Source organism: Acinetobacter sp. Colony158 (assembly GCF_019264745.1).
Taxonomy (GTDB): Bacteria; Pseudomonadota; Gammaproteobacteria; order Pseudomonadales; family Moraxellaceae; genus Acinetobacter; species Acinetobacter ursingii.
Map to the genome: position 1 here is coordinate 2,683,518 of NZ_CP078523.1, position 18,444 is coordinate 2,701,961.

An 18,444-nucleotide genomic window follows, 5' to 3' on the forward strand; every position below is an offset into this window, starting at 1 on the left:
AAACCAAATTCCGAGTGATTTGGTGACTGCATCGGGCAGTGGGATTGATCCACATATTAGTCCAGAAGCAGCGCAGTTACAGGTGGAGCGTATTGCTCAACTCAGACATTTATCAACGCAGCAAGTGATGGATATTGTCCATCAACATACTGAATCGAAACAATTTGGACTGCTGGGACAAGCGCGTGTAAATGTGCTTGAATTGAATCTGGCTTTAGATCAACTTCATCCATAACCATAAATGGATCAAAATCATTTGATACAGGGACGTATTTTTGAGTGAAATATCAATATGACCACAGCACGTGAAGATCAGGCTTCGGCATTACTGAATCATGTTCAGCGCTATCAGGCAGGGCGTTTGACCGTTTTTTTAGGAGCGGCTCCGGGCGTTGGTAAAACCTATGCCATGTTAAGCCGTGCGCACGAATTATCGCGCCAAGGTGTTGATATTACAGTTGGTATTGTGGAAACTCATGGTCGGGCTGAGACCATTGCCTTAACTGAAGGTTTAAAAATATTAGCACGTAAAAATATTCTTTATAAAGAGCAATATTTTGATGAAATGGATCTGGATGCCATTTTAACCTTGCGTCCTACGATAGTCCTCGTTGATGAGCTGGCACACCGTAACATTCCCAATAGCCGTCATGAACGGCGCTGGCAGGATGTAAATGAGCTGTTAGATGCTGGCATAGATGTATTTACCACCATGAACATTCAACATCTGGAAAGTTTGAATGACGTGGTTTATCAGTTGACAGGGATTCGGGTTTCAGAAACCGTGCCAGATCGGGTGTTTGACCGTATTCGGGATATACGCCTGATCGATTTGCCCGTAAATGAACTGATTGAACGCTTGCAGCAGGGTAAAGTTTATCTGCCTGATCAGGCGCAATCGGCTTTACAACGTTTTTTTAGTATTCAAAATTTGACAGCTTTACGTGAATTGGCGATGCAATTCGTTGCAGAGCATGTCGAGTCGGATTTGAGAGAAACTTATCTTGCGCAAGGCACGCGTTCAATTCCGTTAAAAAATGAGATGATGGTCGCGATTGATGGACGAGGTCAGTCAGAATATTTAGTACGAGCAGCCAGTCGTTTTGCTGAAAAACGAGCATTGTCATGGACGGTAGTACATGTGGCTCAGGAGAGTTTTTACGCCGATCAAAAAAAATATGCGCCTGTTCAGTTGGAAGTCGAACAGGCATTTCAATTGGCACGTCAATTAGGGGGGAGAACCGAAATTTTATATGGTGTTAAAGTGGCTCAAACATTGAATGATGCGATCCAGGAAAAATCAATTTCATCCATGATTTTGGGTTATCACCCATCTACAGGCTTAAAACCACTTTTTAAAAGACCGCTTCATTCCATTTTATTAGAAAACAATCAGCGACTTGAAGTGGTGTTGCAACCTTTAAGTGATAGCATTAATCAAAAGCCATTAGGGCAAGATGTTTACTTCTCTTTATTGAGCTTAAAAGAAATTTTCTTCATTTTGATGGTGACATTTACAAGTATTATCTTGGCAAGAATAGCGGAAGTGTATGTCGGAGTCGATGATTTATCGATTATTTTTATCGTGGCTGTATTATTGGTTGCAACCAAGACACGGATGTTGGCAGCGGTAATTACCGCCATGCTTTTTTTCTTTGCCTATAATTTTTTCTTTATCGAGCCGCGTTTTACTTTCCAGATTTCAGCTCATCAAGGCGTTGTCACCGTTATTGCCTACTTAGCTGCGGCGTTGATAGCCAGTCGTCTTGCATCACGCTTGCGGCAACAGGTATTGTCACTTCGGGCAGCGAATGCCTTTAGCAGTCGTATGCAGGATGTCACCGCACGATTATCCAGTGCAGTTCATTTAGATGATGTTATTCAGATTGCACAAACCGCTTTTCAACAGCAGTTTAATTTTCCTGTCTGGATCATGATTGCACAAAATAACATGATTCATTCTGATCGAGAATTAAACGACAAAGAAAGAATTGCAGCGGATTGGTGTTTAAAGCATCAACAAGGCTGTGGCAAATATACCGATACACTTAGCCAGATTGACTGGTGGTTTATGCCGCTTTTAGCTCAGAAACAAAATTTGGGGGTATTGGGACTAGATTTAACTCAGCAGCGAATTGCTTTGAATGTGGAGCAAAAACGCCTGATCGAATCGATGGTCGAGCAAATTGCCCAATCCATGTTGCGTACTCAACTGGTAGACGAACTGGAACAAGCGAAAATTATGGGTGAGACCGAGCGACTTCGTTCTGCATTACTTTCATCGGTTTCACACGATTTACGCTCACCTTTGGCGTCGATGATGGGTTCGGCCGATACCCTTAAAAATTATCACTCTGCTTTGTCTCAGGAGGATCAGGATACATTGCTTGATACGATTCGTCTTGAAGGTGAACGGCTGGATCGCTATATTCAAAATCTATTGGATATGACCAGACTGGGCCATGATGGTCTCAAACTAAATCGTGACTGGATTGGTCTGGATGAACTGATAGGTTCAGCAACTCAACGGCTAAAACGCTATATGCCTGAGATCAAGATTGATATTCAGCGGGCAGAGCAACCGATAGAACTATATGTGCACCCTGCCTTGATTGAACAGGCAATTTTTAACGTGCTGGAAAATGCCGCAAAATTTTCTCCTGTAGATCAGCCGATTCAGGTGCGTACTCGAAAATGGGATGATCAGACGCTACAAATTGAAATAGAAGATCGGGGTGTTGGAATCCCCGAAGATGAACGTAATCGAATCTTTGACATGTTTTATACGATGGAACGTGGAGATCGGGGACGCTTTGGAACAGGGCTTGGACTTACCATCGTCAAAGCAATTATTGGTGCTCATATGGGTGAAATCACAGCGACAACAGGTAGCGATCAACAGGGAACACTGATTAGAATACGTTTACCTATTCATCCAGAACAAATATGAATTAAAAAAAATGAATCAGACTCTACAAAGTTCCGTTGAAACGCGCATCGTGGTGATTGATGATGAGCCACAAATCCGAAAATTTCTGGACATTGCCTTACGTGCACAAGGCTACAAAACGATACTTTGTGAAATAGGGATGAAAGGATTGGAGGTACTTGCAACTCAAGGAGCCGAATTGGTAATTCTGGATTTGGGTTTGCCTGATCTGGATGGTCGGGAAGTATTGCAGGAGCTGAGAACTTGGTCGAATGTGCCAGTTATTGTATTGTCTGTCCGTGCTGATGAGCAGGAAAAAGTTGCTTTGCTTGATGCAGGTGCAAATGATTATATGACCAAGCCCTTTAGTGTGCCCGAACTTATGGCGCGGATTCGGGTTGTGCTACGTTCGCAGGCTACAACTGGGGTAAAAGATCAGATTGATTTTGATGATCATCATTTAAAGGTTGATCTGGCGCAGCATCAGGTTTTTATTCAGGGAAATTTGATTAATCTGAGTCGTAAAGAATTTCAACTTTTGGCGTTATTATTAAAACATCGAGGGCAACTCGTGACTCAACCACAATTGCTTAAAGAGCTTTGGGGGCCAACGCATCAGGAAGATACGCATTATCTTCGAATATTGGTGGCAAAGTTGCGTAGTAAACTAGGGGATGATGCATTACAACCTAAATATATAGAAACGGTAGCTGGTGTGGGATTGCGATTTATATAAACGATGTTTATTTTTAAAACAACTATTGAATCGTCTTATAAAGTTTGACTGTGAATGATGTCATACTTGTTCATTCATTAAATATATCTCATAAAATGTGTGGCTCGGGTTAATGATGAAAATAACAATTTTAGGTCTGGCGATTGTGCCTGTTTTACTTTCAGGTTGTGCCGCAATGAGTCTGGATGAATGTAAAACAGCAAATTGGGTAGCAGTTGGTGAAAAAGATGGTTCGAATGGGCAGGAACGTCGGCTAGATCAATATTATAAAGCCTGTTCAAAAGCGGATATCAAGCCAAATCAGATTCAATATGAACAAGGCTATCGCAAGGGGCAAACATACTATTGTCAACCCGAGAATATTTTTTATGAAGCGCTAAAAGGCAATGGTAATTATCAAGTTTGTCCTGTAGAAACTCGTGGTCAATTAAGAAGTTACGATCAGGCTGCACGAGAGTACTATAATGCTGAACGAGATTATCAGCGTTATCAGGATAATTTCAAAGAATATTCACGCAAATCTTATGATGACAAACTTAAACCAGAAGATCGTGAGCGATATCGCAAACTCCTAAAGGATCTGCAAAATGATTCTGACCGAATTAATCGTGACTATCGTGATGCGATTCGAGATCTGGAAAGGTTTAAATATCAACATGGCTTGAAATAATCAAAAGCTCTCTCAAGTTCATTGAGAGGGCTTTTTAGATTCTTTAGTTACTTATTTAATTGATTAAATTAAACATAATAACTGGTCTTGGTCATCAGCTTTGAAATTGCAGTCATGGTGATTTTGACAGGAAAAGGTAACTCAACACCACCTGCATTTAGTGCGGTATCGCGATGATGCAATTCATCTTCATTCATTTGCTCTAAAATACGCTTTGAACGTTCATCATAAGCGGGTAATTGATTTAAATGATCGATCAAATGTGCACTCACTTGACGTTCAGTTTCCGCAACGAAGCCCAAACTATATTTATCACCTGCAATACCTGCAATCGCACCCATGCCAAATGAAAGGCCGTACCAGATGGGGTTGAGTAAACTAGGGACGCTATCTAGCTCTTTTAAGCGATCTTCACACCAAGCCAGATGATCTTGTTCCTCAATTGCGGCTTGTTCCATTTCACGGCGTACATTGGGTAGTTTTGCAGTGAGCGCCTGACCATGATAAAGCGCTTGCGCACAGACTTCACCACTATGATTGACTCGCATCAAGCCAGCGACATGACGCGCATCACTGACTGTTAGCGGCGCATCAGTTTGTTCGGCTGGGTTGCTGCGATGCGCCGCAGTTGCTCCAGGAACTAAACTTCTTAATGCTTGATCGAAAGAGTTGATCAATCGGTCGATACCCGTATAGTGACGCATGGAATTAATCCTCCAGAGAATCATGTGCTGAATTTAACATGGGTGGTAACTTACGCAGTAACCAAACTGAAAAAATAGCACTCAAGACAGCCGTAATAATAAAAAGAATTTTAATGTCAATTTTTAAAATACTTAAAATAATAATTGAAAATACTGCTGATGACACCATAAATACAGCATTCAAAATATTGTTTGCAGCGACAACGCGCGCGCGATGCGAACGCGGTGAATAAGCTTGCATCATGGCATAGAGTGGCACAATATAAAATCCACCGCTAACCCCTAACAACGTGACGGCAAGCATGACATGATAATACACCGATCCAGAGGTAAACATCTCTTTTAAAGAAAGTAATTCCCCTGTTTTTTCTGGGACAAACGCCAGACTCGCAGCCAGATAAAAAGCAAAGACTGTTAGACCAATTGCACCAATTGGCACCATTTTGATATTCAGTTCGGATCCACCAATTTTTCGGCACAGTAATGAACCTACTCCAATCCCGACTGAGAAAAAAGTCAGAAGGAGACTCACAACATTTTCCGAGGCATGTAAATTTTGTTGAGTCAGTTGTGGAATTTGCGTCAGGTAGGTTGCGCCATAAAACCAGTACCATGAATTACCCAGTAAAATCGTAAAAATTAAAGGAATACTTTTGGCATATTTGATGGTTTGAAAACTGGTTCTAAAAAAATTCCAGTCAATTTTTAAATCAGGTTCAGCAATTTTTTGCGGCAGAATAAAGCGACTACACATATAACCAATCACTGCAATGCTGACTACGGTGATGCTAATCCAAGTCAAATTACCATGGGACGAAGAAATCACTGCTCCACCCAAAATCATACCCAGCAAGATCGCAATCGATGTTCCAGATTGAAATAAGGCATTGCCCGACATCAATTCATTGGGCTTTAAAATCTCAGGCAAAATCGCGTATTTGATCGGGCCGAAAAAAGTGGAATGTACGCCCATCAAAAATAAAGCCACCATTAACAGAAATAAATGTCCTGTTATAAAGCCAACTGAACCAATCAGCATAATGATAATTTCAAGAATCTTAATCGCACGAACCAGACTGGCACGTTCATACTTATCTGCAATTTGCCCAGCAGTGGCAGAAAAAATAAAATACGGCAAAATAAATAAAAGTGCTGCAAGGTTGTTTAAGGTACTTACACTGGCAGATTGTTGGCTGATCAGTCCATATGTAATGACAAGTAGCAACGCCTGTTTATAAACATTATCATTCAACGCACCGAAAAACTGCGTTAGAAACATAGGTAAAAATCGACGCGATGTCAGAAGGTTGCTGTCATTTTTCATTTTTTAAAACTTCATTGCGATTTATTAAGAAATGTGATGAATTTGTTAAATCACCTTGAAAATCATGTATGATATTTTTGACGGTTGATACATTGAAAAATCAATTGATTTCCGTGTATTTATATACATTAAAGCGATTCCGATTAAAATAAGCCTAGAGTTTTACATGCTTGCGAATATTAAATTTAGACATACAACTCTTGCCCAATCTGTACGTTTTATTTTAAATGTGCATGATATCAATAAATTCATCTGTTCAAGCATGCTGTTGAGTTTATATTTTTCGCCTGTTGCTCATGCTGAAAGTATTTCAGATACCTCTATTTCTTCAAGTTTAAGTCAAAGTCTTCAGTCAGAAATAGCCAATACTCAACAAAAAAATAGTACTGATGCTGTAGCCATTCAACCCGATCAGACTACATCTAGCAATCCTCAGCATGTTGCTGATTTGTCTTCGGTCAATTCTTCTCAGAACCTATCTCAACAAGATAGTGAGGCTTTATTACAACAACAAGAACAAGCTGGAAATAAAATTGAGGCATTTAAACCGATAGAATTTGAAGACCTACAAGATATACCTGAGACACAAGTTGATGCCAATATGGCCAACGAAATCTTTAAGGTGGCGGAAGAAGCCAAACGAGAAGCTGCTAACGCTAGAAATGGGACATCCAAAGTTGCAGAAACGGGTGTTAGCGCCCCAACAGCGCAGGAGCTTGCCCAAATTAATCAAGCGCCTGTGAATGTTGATAGCTTAATGCAACACATTCAATCTGATCAGAAAATTACGGTTGAAGCGAATAGTTCAGGACGTTCGTTAAATGATATTGCTGAAGTGCATGCCGATAACCAAGATGAAAAAGTCGGTTTTTTTCGGCGCATTCTTTATAAAATTAGACCTTCTCGTAGTTTTAATACAGCTAAAGCTGATCCTCGGATTAGTGCAGAAGTGGTCGGAGCACCTGCTGACTTGGCAGCAAATATTAGCGCCAAATTATCTAGTTATACTCAGGAAGCCTTTGGTGACTTTAATGCAGCCTTACCTCAATTACGCAGTTTAAGTAATCAAGCTGCTCAGGCTGTGGGCTATTACAATGCCAAGTTTAATTTTGAAAAAATCAGCGATAGCAAAGTCAAAGTTACCGTGACGCCAAATAATCCAGTTAAAGTTGAAGAGCAAAATATTGAGTTTTCTGGAGCAGGCGCAAACACTCCACAATTTCAGGTCATTCGTTTAGTACCAGATCTGGATGTCGGTGATATTTTAAATCATGGTAAATATGAACAAACGAAAAGCCGTATTGTAGAATCAGCTTCAGATAATGGTTATTTTGATGCTTATTGGCGTTTACATGATGTCAAGGTGAAACAACCAGAAGACACCGCAGCGATTAATTTAAAGTACGAAACAGGTGAGCGTTATAAGCTGGGCAATGTCGAATTCAGAATGAGTGACCCATCGAAAAAATTACCATTAAAAATGAAAGTTCTGAAAAGTATGACGCCGTGGAAAGATGGTGATGATTATGCTTTTTGGCGTGTGAATACATTAGCCAATAACCTGACCAATTCGCGTTATTTTAATTATACCTTGGTCGATACCATTAAACCTGATCCAATTGAAAAGCCATTGGAATTACCACCTGACTTACAAGAATTGGTTGATCAGCAAAAAATTGAAGAACAGCAAGTGGCTTCCTTGCAAAAAGCGGATGCAAAATCTGGTCAAGAAGTCACGCAAAATGTAGCTGATGAAACTCAATTTGCGGGGACTCAGTCAACTGATCAGCAAAGTGAAAAATCACAAGTTGAACAACAAAAGATGCAGCAACGTGCTTCTGAAAATGACCAACTACAGGCTCAGGCACGCGAAGAAAAGAAAGTGCCTGTCATCGTGACCTTAAATGCCGATCGTTTAAACAGTGTGGAAACAGGTATTGGTTATGGCACAGATACTGAATTTCGTATTCGAACTCAATACCGACGCGCCATTGTAAATAGTTTGGGGCACTCTTTTGACGCTAACCTTGAACTATCGAAGATACGTCAGGCCATAGATGGGCGTTATAGTATTCCCTATAAAGATCCAATTAATGATTATATTAATCTGGTTGGTGGATATGAGCGCGAAGATCGTGATGACATCGGCCCTGATGTGAGTCTAGAGACTGAATCTGCGGTATTTGGGGCAGAACGCATCATCAAAAATCCGCTAGGAGGATGGCAACATAGTTTTGGTTTTCGCTATCGACTGGATCGCTTAACTCAGCATGGTGTTGTGGATAGTGATGATATTCCTGATGCATTTAAAGTCCCGGGTTCGGATGCAGAACAAGAAGCTTTATTGTTCGGATATGAACTTTCAAAAACAACGAGCAATAGCAGCATTAACCCAACGCGCGGGTTTAAACAAAGTTATAAAGTTGAGTTGGGGAGTGAGTCACTATTATCCGATGCCAATATGGCTATTTTAACCGCGGGTTGGCGTTTTATTTATTCCTTGGGTGAAAACGATGATCATCAATTTGTCGGACGTTCTGATTTAAGTTATATCTTTACCGATGATTTTGACAAAGTTCCTTATAATTTAAGATTTTTTGCTGGCGGTGACCAAACCATACGTGGTTTTGATTATAAAAGTCTTTCTCCAGAAGAATATGGCTATAAAGTCGGTGGGCAAGGACTGGCTGTTGGTTCACTTGAATATAACTACCAATTTAAGGATGGCTGGCGCGCAGCGTTATTTTCAGACTTTGGTAATGCTTATGATGAAAAATTTAAAAATGATACGGCTTATAGTGTAGGCGTGGGGATTCGCTGGAAATCACCTATTGGTCCAATTCGACTGGATGTTGCATCAGGTATTTCCGATGATAATCATCCAATTCGATTGCATTTCTTTATTGGTTCACAACTTTAAAATAAATTTGACTCAGGAATATTATGGCTGACGTAGAACAACCGGCTACTCCTACACCTCCTAAAAAGCGTCGCATTCTGAGAAATGCACTTTTGACGCTGCTCATTGTTATTGTATTTTTAGTGGCTGCTTTAGGTGTGATGTTTACCACAGATCGGGGCAGTAAGTTTCTGCTAGATCGGGTCATGGAGCGTCAACATATTCTGAGTTATGATTACGAAGGCGGGAATCTTTTAAAAGGTATTATTTTAAAAAATATTTGGGTGAAACTAAAAGATCTGGACGTCAAAATTGACAAAGCTGATGTGTCTTTGGGCTGGCGCGCAATTTTGAGTAAAGAGATACACCTAAGACGTGCAGATGTGCGTAATTTACAAATTATTAGCCATTCTCCACCGAGTAATGAACCTTTCAAATTTAGTGAAATTAAATTGCCATTTGTGTTACGACTGAATGAGGCTGAAATTGATCATCTAGTGATCCAAACCGTCAAATCGAAAGTCGATTTTCATGATATTTATCTTGAGGATGCAGTTTGGTCTGGGACAGAACTAAAATTCGAAAATTCCCGTATGAATATGGGCTACCTTGCGGTAGACAATGCCACAGGAAAAATGACATTTAATGGTAAATATCCTCTAAATGCGCGTGCAGATTTAATTATACCTTCGTTAAAAAGTTTAAATATTGATACGATTAAAGTCGCGGCAAACGGAAGTCTAGACACCATAAAAGCGGGCGTTGCAACCAATACCCCAGATTTGCTGACGGGTTGGGTGGTGGTTCATCCTGTGCGTGAGGGCGTGCCGATGTTTGGTCAGCTTAATTTTAAAAATTATCACTGGCCATTACTCATAGAGCAAAAATTATTTTCTAAGGATGGTACGGCCAAGTTTAAAGGAAATGTAGACAAACTGGATCTGGATCTGGCAACCGACTTAAAGGGCGAAAATATTCCAGAAGGTCAGTACACCTCGTTAATGTCTACCGATCTGGTTAATGGTCTCGATATTCATGACTTTAATGGTCAACTCATGCAGGGTTTTGTGAGCTTAGCAGGACATGTTGGCTGGCATGATCACGTCACTTGGGATGTCAAAGGACGTCTGAATCATCTTAATCCAAAAGATAAAGTGATCCCTCAAGCAATCGTCGATTTTTTACCGCCATCGTTGGATGCCAATATCGCATCAGCCGGTTCACTCGGAAAAGGGACGGCGCTGACCGCAAATCTTGATTTTGATAAATATGAATCATGGCAGGTTAAGCTTAATCAGGCTCAGACTACACCAAAAAAAGCATCGCAACAAAAAGCATCGCAACAAAACGTTCAACCGATGATTCTGGATGTTTCATGGAAAAATATTGATCGTGCCATGCCTTATATTGGTTGGTTAGATAGCGATGAAGGACAGGTCAATTTGGCCTTGGTGGAAGGTAAACAAGATATCCATGTCGCGACCAATGTACGTACGCATGAACAAGCGACGTTGCCTGCGGGTCAATATGAAGCGCGCTTGAATTTAAAAGATAATATCTTGAATGTTCCTGCATTTACCTATCAGTCGCTTCAAAAAGGTAGTTTGAGTGGTCAGGCTAAAGTTGAACTGCCATCAGAAAAGCGTCAACTTAAATGGAATGCTATTTTAAATGCGAAAGACTTTAATCCACAAACGATTACTACTGCTGCGCCTGTAAATTTGCTCAATGGTGAAATCAAGGCAAATGGATATGCCAAGCCGAATCAGCAGATTATCCAATTTGATGCGATCTCATTAAAAGGTCGTATGGCAAATTCTACTCAAAATGAAATGATCGAGCTGACTGGAAAAAGTACTGCTGCAATCGTTTTTCATGATGAAAAATCGGGTGGTGGATTTAAAAGTTTTGCAGTTCACTATGATGGTGGTCTAAATGCATTTAATCAGGGCAAAGGCTTACTCAAGTTTAATATTTCAGGAACGCCAGATTTTATAAAAATTGCTGAATTACAGCACAATGGTGTTGCGGGTAAAATTTTTGCATCAGGTTCAGTCAATTTAAAAAATGCAATTGGTTGGGATATTAATGCTTCACTGGTTCGTTTTAAGCCGCAATATTTTGTTTCTAGTGTTAAAGGTGAGCTCTCTGGTAACTTAAAAACTCAAGGACTCTGGGCTGAAAACTCCAAACGAATTAATATCGAAAAACTCAACATGGCGGGCTTTTTAAATAACAAAATCGTTCGTGGTACGGGTAATCTATCGATGATAGTGAACTCTAACCAAAAAGGATTTTTACCACAGCAATTTGAGGCAAATAACTTATTCTTGGCCTATGGTAAAAATCAGGTACAGGCTTCTGGTAATGCACAAAACTTACGTTTGAAGGTCAATGCACCTGCCATGTATGAACTTTATCCTGGATTACGTGGTCGTACTTATGGATATTTGAATGTTCAGGCTCAACCAAGACTAAAAGCGACTGCAAATTTGGTGGTCGATAACTTTGGTTTTGGTGATATTAGTGTCAAAAAAATACAAATATTGGGAGAACTCCCAACTTCTGACACCACACCAACGTCATTAAAAGCGACGCTAGATGATTTGCATCGTGGTGGACGTCAGATCCAATACGCAGGTATAACCTTGTCAGGTACGCGTAAAGCACATCTGGTTCAGTTACAAGGCTGGAACTACTATTCAAAATTTTATGTGCAACTGGCAGGTGGTTTTAACCAAAATAATGACTGGCTTGGACAAATTCAACAGGGTATTTTTGACTCGCGCCGTGCTGTATTAAAACAGCAGCAAAATGCTGCGGTTATTTATAGCACAGGCAATCAGGAATTATTTGTTGGACAGCATTGCTGGGCTAGCCAAAATAGTCAGCTTTGTCTGGATCAGCCTTTAAGAGTCAGTAAAGCACGAGGAAATCTTTCAGTTGTAACCCGAGATTTGGATTTAAATGATTTCGCAGCATTTATGCCAGAAGGTTTAGCCATTACAGGTAAGCTCAATGGCTATGCTAAAGCATCTTGGGCAAATGGTGCTCAGCCCAAACTCGACGCGCAATTAATCACTCAAAATGGTGAAATTGGATTGGCTGCTACCGACCCTCAAGATCCTGCATCGACTTTAAGTTATGATCAGCTCAGTGTGATTGCCAAAAGTGTCAGTCAGGGCCTATTGTTAAGATTAGATGTCAAAACACCAGAAATTGGTACAGGCTATGCCAAAGTCATTATTAATCCTTATCAAACCCCTATGCCAATGAATGGTGAAGTGGCCTTTGATAATGTACAACTTAAAGTGCTTAAACCTTTCATTAGTGATGTCCGTTCAATGAATGGAACTTTAGCACTGGCTGGAAAGATTAATGGAACTTTGACTCAGCCCCAAATTACAGGTGATTTACGTCTAAAAAATGGTTCGATTAGTATGATGTCATTGCCTGTCAATCTTACTAATATTCAATTGTATTCGGCGATCCGTCAGGACAACGCTACAATTAATGGAGCGTTTAATAGTGGGCGTGGCGTTGGACAACTGACAGGAAATATCGACTGGAAAAATGATCCACGTGTTCAATTAAATTTGAAGGGTGATAATCTACTTGTTCGTCAAGCACCATTGATTACCGCGATTGTCAATCCAGATGTATCGATGGATGCCTATCCTCTAAGTAAACGTCTGATCGTAAATGGGAAAATAGATATTCCTCGTGCTTTAATCTCTATGCCAGAAGCAAGTGAACCTGTGGTGGCAGTTTCATCTGATGTACGGGTTGTTAGAGATGGACAGGATCAACTTGCGATTTTGAAAGCAGCTAAACCATGGGATATTCGAGCAGATGTGTCGGTCAATATTGGTAGTGAAAGAGTGATCTTTCAAGGCTTTAATAGTCGAATTCCTTTGGTGGGTCGTCTCAATTTATCGCAACGCGGACTTGAAACTGCGCTACGCGCAAGTGGTGCAATTGGTGTTAGCCAAAAAGTTAAAATTGAAGCGTATGGACAAAGCCTAGATTTAAATCGCGCGATTGCTCGTTTTAACGGACCAATTTCTAATCCGACATTAGATGTTGATGCCAACAAATCTGTTCAAGGCAGTACAGTGGGTGTTCGTGTTACAGGTACCGCCGCTGTACCTAATATCCAGATTTATAATGATGCAGGTTTATCGGAGCAGGAAGCTCTCAATGCACTGGTGACAGGTCGTATCAATGAGGGTAATAGTGGTTTAAGCAACACAGCGGGCTTTAAATCAGATGTCAACAACACGATTGCCGCAGCAGGGATCAGTATGGGTTTAGGTGGCACTCGTGCACTTACCAATCAAATCGGACGGACCTTTGGCTTAAGTGGTTTGGCATTAGACGCGCAGGGTACTGGTGATGATACACAGGTGAGTCTAACGGGTTATATTACTCCTGACTTGTTTATTCGCTACGGCGTAGGTGTGTTTACACCTGTGAATAAATTAACTTTACGTTACCAAATGAATAAACGTCTTTATCTAGAAGCCAGTCAATCTTTGGAACGTGCAATCGATTTGTTCTATAACTGGCGTTTTTAAGAACTGAATAAATAAGCCGCTTTCGAGCGGCTTTTTCTAGGCAAATAAAATAATAGTTGTATTTAACATGCCTTAATAACATCTATGTTTTGAATTAAAAAAAGTATCATCAAATAAAAATTTTTCCATTCGACTTGAGCTTGGATATCTATTCAAGAATTTAAGCGCAAGTATTTATTTTTGAGCTACATTATTGTGCATTTTTCTGAATAATATTAAGATAAAGTATTGAATTTAAAAGATTAATTTTAATAAAATTGTGACAAATTAGGGAAAGTAGAGATGAATTCTGTCATTTATGGACGATTTTGGGCAGTCATTAGTTTAATGCTATTAGGTTGTACGTTACACACAAACGCTCAGCAATATTATAAATGGGTAGATGCGAATGGCGTAACCACGTATTCAGCAACGCCGCCGCCTACACAACGCTCAAATGAACCACAACTTACATCGCAAAAAAACACTGCGTCTGATCACGATAAGGCTAAACCAGACAATTTTAAATCCAATGCAGCTATCGCTGATGAATATTACAGCCCCTACAAACAAAATAACAAGCAAACTGCGAAACCTGTTACCGTTGAAAAAGAAAATGCAGTTACAGTAAATAAAGCACGAAGCAGTCAAAGTGCCGCTCAGAATACAGTTTCAACAAAGAAACAAAGTTATGTAATCAAAGACTGTAATGGTGTGCGCTGTAGTGATCATAAAGGACATAATTATAATAAAGTCACAGGCAATACTTATTTGTCATCTCGTGGCGGTGTCTGTCAAATGAACGGAACTCGAATGGAATGTAACAAATAAAAAACTAAAAATTTCACCAAAGATTTTAACCGAATAGCTTTTGGAAAATATGACAATATTCAGTATGATGATGCCATCAGATTAAGTTCAGTCTAATGATGAAAAAAGTTCTGTTTCTTGTTTTAGGTGTTGTACTTGCAGGCTGTAGTGAAAAGAAACCCTTAACGCCTGAAGAACAATGGCATGGCTATTGTACGAGTATGGGCAATGCGGCGCGTTCAATTATGCTTGATCGTCAAAATGCAATCGAAAAAAACCAAGCTGTTGAACACGCAAAGAAAATTGAAGATGAAATTACTCGTACATTTATCTTAAAAATTATTGATGAAGTTTATGCATTACCAATTGCACAACTTCAAAATAATCCAGATGAAGCACGAGAAAATATTCGTAAGCAAACTACAGAGCAGTGTATCGCAACACCGCATGACAAAATGCCCCATTATAAACCGTTCTAAGTGAGCGGTTTTTTTTATTGATGGATTCATAATCAATATTGAGCAGTTACAAAGTTATTGAGTATTTTTAAAAGCTTGATATAGATAATTGTATAAAAATAAAGAATAATAAATTGACGAATAATTATACGATAGGAGAGCAAAGATGGAAGTTGTTGCTTATCTGCATAATGCTGATTTGTTGCTCGAAGACACCAAAGGTGTTGCGGTCATCGGCGGTAGTAGTTACGTCTTAAGTGTAGGCGATAAAGTTTATATCAAGGAAGTCATTGATGAAAAGGCTAGACTTTATGAGGTTACGATCTCATTTGCGAGCGCTGATCATGCAATGTTACACGAAGACGAAGTCCAGATTAAATTTGAGGGAAATCGGGACGCATTAAATCAATATTTACAAACCACCACAGTCCACTAAGGTTTTATAGTTTTTCTCAACAAAATCAGGCAACATGGGTTGCCTTTTTTATTGATCTAAATCATGGCAAAGCCAAGTGACTCAGTTATCGCCTGTCTTTCCCTCGTTTTTCTATAGCGAACTGTCAAGTACTATTTCGCTATAAAATAATGAGAATCACGAAGAAACACGGCGCTTGCATTAACTTTTGACTTGATTTTTAGTAAAATTTTGCTGTCCATATTATTTGCAAAGCTTTGCTAGGCAGGAATTGCAAATAATTTTTTAAAAAAGAGGAATAACACTGTGCTAGAAGCTTACCGCCAACACGTTGCAGAACGTGCCGCACTCGGAGTCCCACCGAAGCCACTTGATGATGCGCAAACTGCTGATTTGGTTGAATTGCTAAAAAATCCACCAGCAGGTGAAGAAGCTTTTCTTGTGGACTTGCTTGAAAACCGCGTTCCAGCGGGTGTTGACCAAGCTGCTTATGTAAAAGCGGCATTTTTGTCAGCAGTTGCAAAAGGTGAAGCGACATCTCCATTAGTTTCTAAAGAACGTGCAGTTTACTTACTTGGCACAATGCTTGGTGGTTATAACGTCGCTCCTTTAGTTGATTTGCTTGATAGCGCTGAACTTGGTGGTTTAGCGGCTGAAGCATTGAAAAAGACTCTTCTTGTATTTGATGCGTTCCATGACGTTGCTGATAAAGCAAAATCGGGCAATGCCAATGCAAAAGCTGTTTTACAATCTTGGGCAGACGCTGAATGGTTCACTAGCCGCAAAGATGTTCCTGAAGAAATCAAGCTAACTGTTTTCAAGGTTACGGGTGAAACCAACACTGATGACTTGTCTCCAGCACAAGACGCATGGAGCCGTCCAGATATTCCATTACACGCAAATGCAATGTTGAAAAATGAGCGTGATGGTATTAATCCTGAAAAACCAGGTGAAGTTGGTCCACTTAACCAAATTAAAGACCTGATCGCTAAAGGCAATCAAGTTGCTTATGTGGGTGACGTTGTAGGTACTGGTTCATCTCGTAAGTCTGCAACGAACTCTGTGCTTTGGTTCTTTGGTGATGAAATTGCACACATCCCAAACAAAAAAGACGGTGGTTACTGCTTAGGTTCAAAAATCGCACCGATTTTCTTCAACACTATGGAAGATGCAGGCGCACTTCCTGTTGAAATCGATGTTTCTGACATGAACATGGGCGATGAAATTACACTGAAAATTGACCATGCTGCTGCGAAAGTCACAGCGTTCAAAAACGGTGAGCAAATCGCTGAATCTGAACTTAAAACACCTGTTCTTCTTGATGAAGTACGTGCGGGTGGTCGTATCAACCTCATCATCGGTCGTGGTTTGACAACTAAAGCGCGTGAAGCTTTAGGTCTTCCTGCTTCTGAATTATTCCGTACTCCAGTACAACCTGCTGACACTGGTAAAGGTTTCACTTTAGCTCAGAAAATGGTAGGTCGTGCTTGTGGTCTTGCAGAAGGTCAAGGGATTCGTCCAGGTACTTACTGTGAACCTAAAATGACAACTGTTGGTTCTCAAGATACGACTGGTCCAATGACACGTGATGAGTTGAAAGACTTAGCGTGCTTAGGCTTCTCAGCTGATCTTGTGATGCAGTCTTTCTGTCACACGGCTGCATATCCAAAGCCAGTTGACGTACAAATGCAACATTCACTACCAGACTTCATCATGAACCGTGGTGGTGTGTCGCTTCGTCCGGGTGATGGTATTATTCACTCTTGGTTAAACCGTATGTTAATGCCTGATACCGTTGGTACTGGTGGTGACTCACATACTCGTTTCCCAATTGGTATTTCATTCCCAGCAGGTTCTGGTCTTGTTGCGTTTGCAGCAGCGACTGGTGTAATGCCACTGGATATGCCTGAATCTGTCCTTGTGAAGTTCAAAGGTAAAATGCAACCGGGTATCACTTTACGTGACCTTGTACATGCGATTCCTTACTATGCAATCAAGGAAGGCGATCTTACTGTTGAGAAAAAAGGTAAGAAAAACATTTTCTCCGGTCGTATCCTTGAGATCGACTTGACTGAAATGGAAACTGACCTGACTGTTGAGCAAGCATTTGAATTGTCTGATGCATCTGCTGAACGTTCTGCTGCGGGCTGTGCGATTACACTTTCTGAAGAGAAAGTTGCTGAATACTTGCGTTCTAACATTACCATGTTGAAATGGATGATTTCACAAGGTTATGGCGATGCTCGTACGATGGCGCGTCGTATCGAAAACATGGAAAAATGGTTGGCTAATCCATCACTTCTTAAAGCTGATGCTGATGCTGAATACACCAAAGTCTATGAAATCGATCTTGCTGACATTAAAGAACCTGTTCTTTGCTGCCCGAACGATCCAGATGATGCAAAACTTCTTTCTGAAGTTCAAGGTGACAAAATTGATGAAGTATTCATCGGTTCTTGTATGACCAATATTGGTCACTTCCGTGCAGCAGGTCAGCTTTTAGATAAAGTACCAGGTGGTTCGCTTTCAACTCGTCTTTGGTTAGCTCCTCCAACACGTATGGATGAACACCAGTTGATGGAAGAAGGTCTATATAACATCTATGGTAAAGCTGGCGCACGTACAGAAATGCCAGGTTGTTCACTTTGCATGGGTAACCAAGCACGTGTAGCACCGAATACCACTTGTGTATCGACCTCTACTCGTAACTTCCCGAACCGTTTAGGTCAGGGTGCTAATGTTTACCTAGCTTCTGCTGAGCTTGCTTCTGTTGCTGCTGTATTAGGTAAACTTCCAAGCCCAGAAGAATATCAACAGTATGCTGCTCAAATCGACAGCATGTCTGCTGACATCTACAAATATTTGAACTTCGATAAGATGGGCGAATATACAGATGCTGCAAACACTGTAGATACCAAGAAAATTGCTGCGGCTCAATTGACT

12 protein-coding genes are annotated in these 18,444 nt (G+C 40.4%); 10 read left to right on the forward strand and 2 right to left on the reverse strand.

Annotated elements, in window-relative coordinates; all coding sequences use genetic code 11:
* From JR005_RS14925 to JR005_RS10945, 4 genes are all read left to right on the forward strand, one after another.
* On the forward strand, positions 1–235 hold a 235-nt coding region (locus JR005_RS14925), incomplete at its 5' end, for a potassium-transporting ATPase subunit C (RefSeq protein WP_228731691.1).
* Between the two features lie 57 nt (positions 236–292).
* Entirely contained in the window at positions 293–2,950 is a 2,658-nt protein-coding gene (locus tag JR005_RS10935) for a sensor histidine kinase (RefSeq protein WP_004998196.1), read from the forward strand.
* 10 nt (positions 2,951–2,960) lie between these two features.
* Entirely contained in the window at positions 2,961–3,665 is a 705-nt protein-coding gene (locus JR005_RS10940; protein ID WP_004998194.1) for a response regulator, read from the forward strand.
* 112 nt (positions 3,666–3,777) lie between these two features.
* On the forward strand, positions 3,778–4,335 hold the full coding sequence (locus JR005_RS10945) for a DUF2799 domain-containing protein (protein WP_004998192.1): 558 nt from the start codon (positions 3,778–3,780) through the stop codon (positions 4,333–4,335).
* Positions 4,336–4,403: 68 nt separating this feature from the next.
* Here JR005_RS10945 and coq7 read toward each other — a convergent pair whose 3' ends face one another.
* Together coq7 and JR005_RS10955 are read right to left on the reverse strand one after the other, a co-directional pair.
* The gene (coq7, locus tag JR005_RS10950) at positions 4,404–5,039 is read right to left on the reverse strand and encodes a 2-polyprenyl-3-methyl-6-methoxy-1,4-benzoquinone monooxygenase (protein ID WP_004998190.1); all 636 of its coding nucleotides are present in this window, start codon (positions 5,037–5,039) and stop codon (positions 4,404–4,406) included.
* Between the two features lie 4 nt (positions 5,040–5,043).
* On the reverse strand, positions 5,044–6,363 hold the full coding sequence (locus JR005_RS10955) for an MFS transporter (protein ID WP_004998187.1): 1,320 nt from the start codon (positions 6,361–6,363) through the stop codon (positions 5,044–5,046).
* 166 nt (positions 6,364–6,529) lie between these two features.
* On the opposite strand from JR005_RS10955, the gene JR005_RS10960 reads away from it, so the two are divergent.
* The 6 genes from JR005_RS10960 to JR005_RS10985 all read left to right on the forward strand — a co-directional run.
* The gene (locus JR005_RS10960) at positions 6,530–9,283 is read left to right on the forward strand and encodes an autotransporter assembly complex protein TamA (protein WP_004998184.1); all 2,754 of its coding nucleotides are present in this window, start codon (positions 6,530–6,532) and stop codon (positions 9,281–9,283) included.
* Between the two features lie 23 nt (positions 9,284–9,306).
* Positions 9,307–13,839, forward strand: a complete 4,533-nt coding sequence (locus tag JR005_RS10965; protein ID WP_218665032.1) for a translocation/assembly module TamB domain-containing protein — start codon at positions 9,307–9,309, stop codon at positions 13,837–13,839.
* Positions 13,840–14,121: 282 nt separating this feature from the next.
* Entirely contained in the window at positions 14,122–14,649 is a 528-nt protein-coding gene (locus JR005_RS10970) for a DUF4124 domain-containing protein (RefSeq protein WP_004998177.1), read from the forward strand.
* Between the two features lie 98 nt (positions 14,650–14,747).
* Positions 14,748–15,107: a hypothetical protein gene (locus JR005_RS10975; protein WP_171063837.1), complete on the forward strand. Its 360-nt coding sequence runs from the start codon at positions 14,748–14,750 to the stop codon at positions 15,105–15,107.
* 145 nt (positions 15,108–15,252) lie between these two features.
* The gene (locus JR005_RS10980; RefSeq protein ID WP_004998167.1) at positions 15,253–15,522 is read left to right on the forward strand and encodes a hypothetical protein; all 270 of its coding nucleotides are present in this window, start codon (positions 15,253–15,255) and stop codon (positions 15,520–15,522) included.
* Between the two features lie 285 nt (positions 15,523–15,807).
* On the forward strand, positions 15,808–18,444 hold a 2,637-nt coding region (locus JR005_RS10985), incomplete at its 3' end, for a bifunctional aconitate hydratase 2/2-methylisocitrate dehydratase (protein ID WP_049174314.1).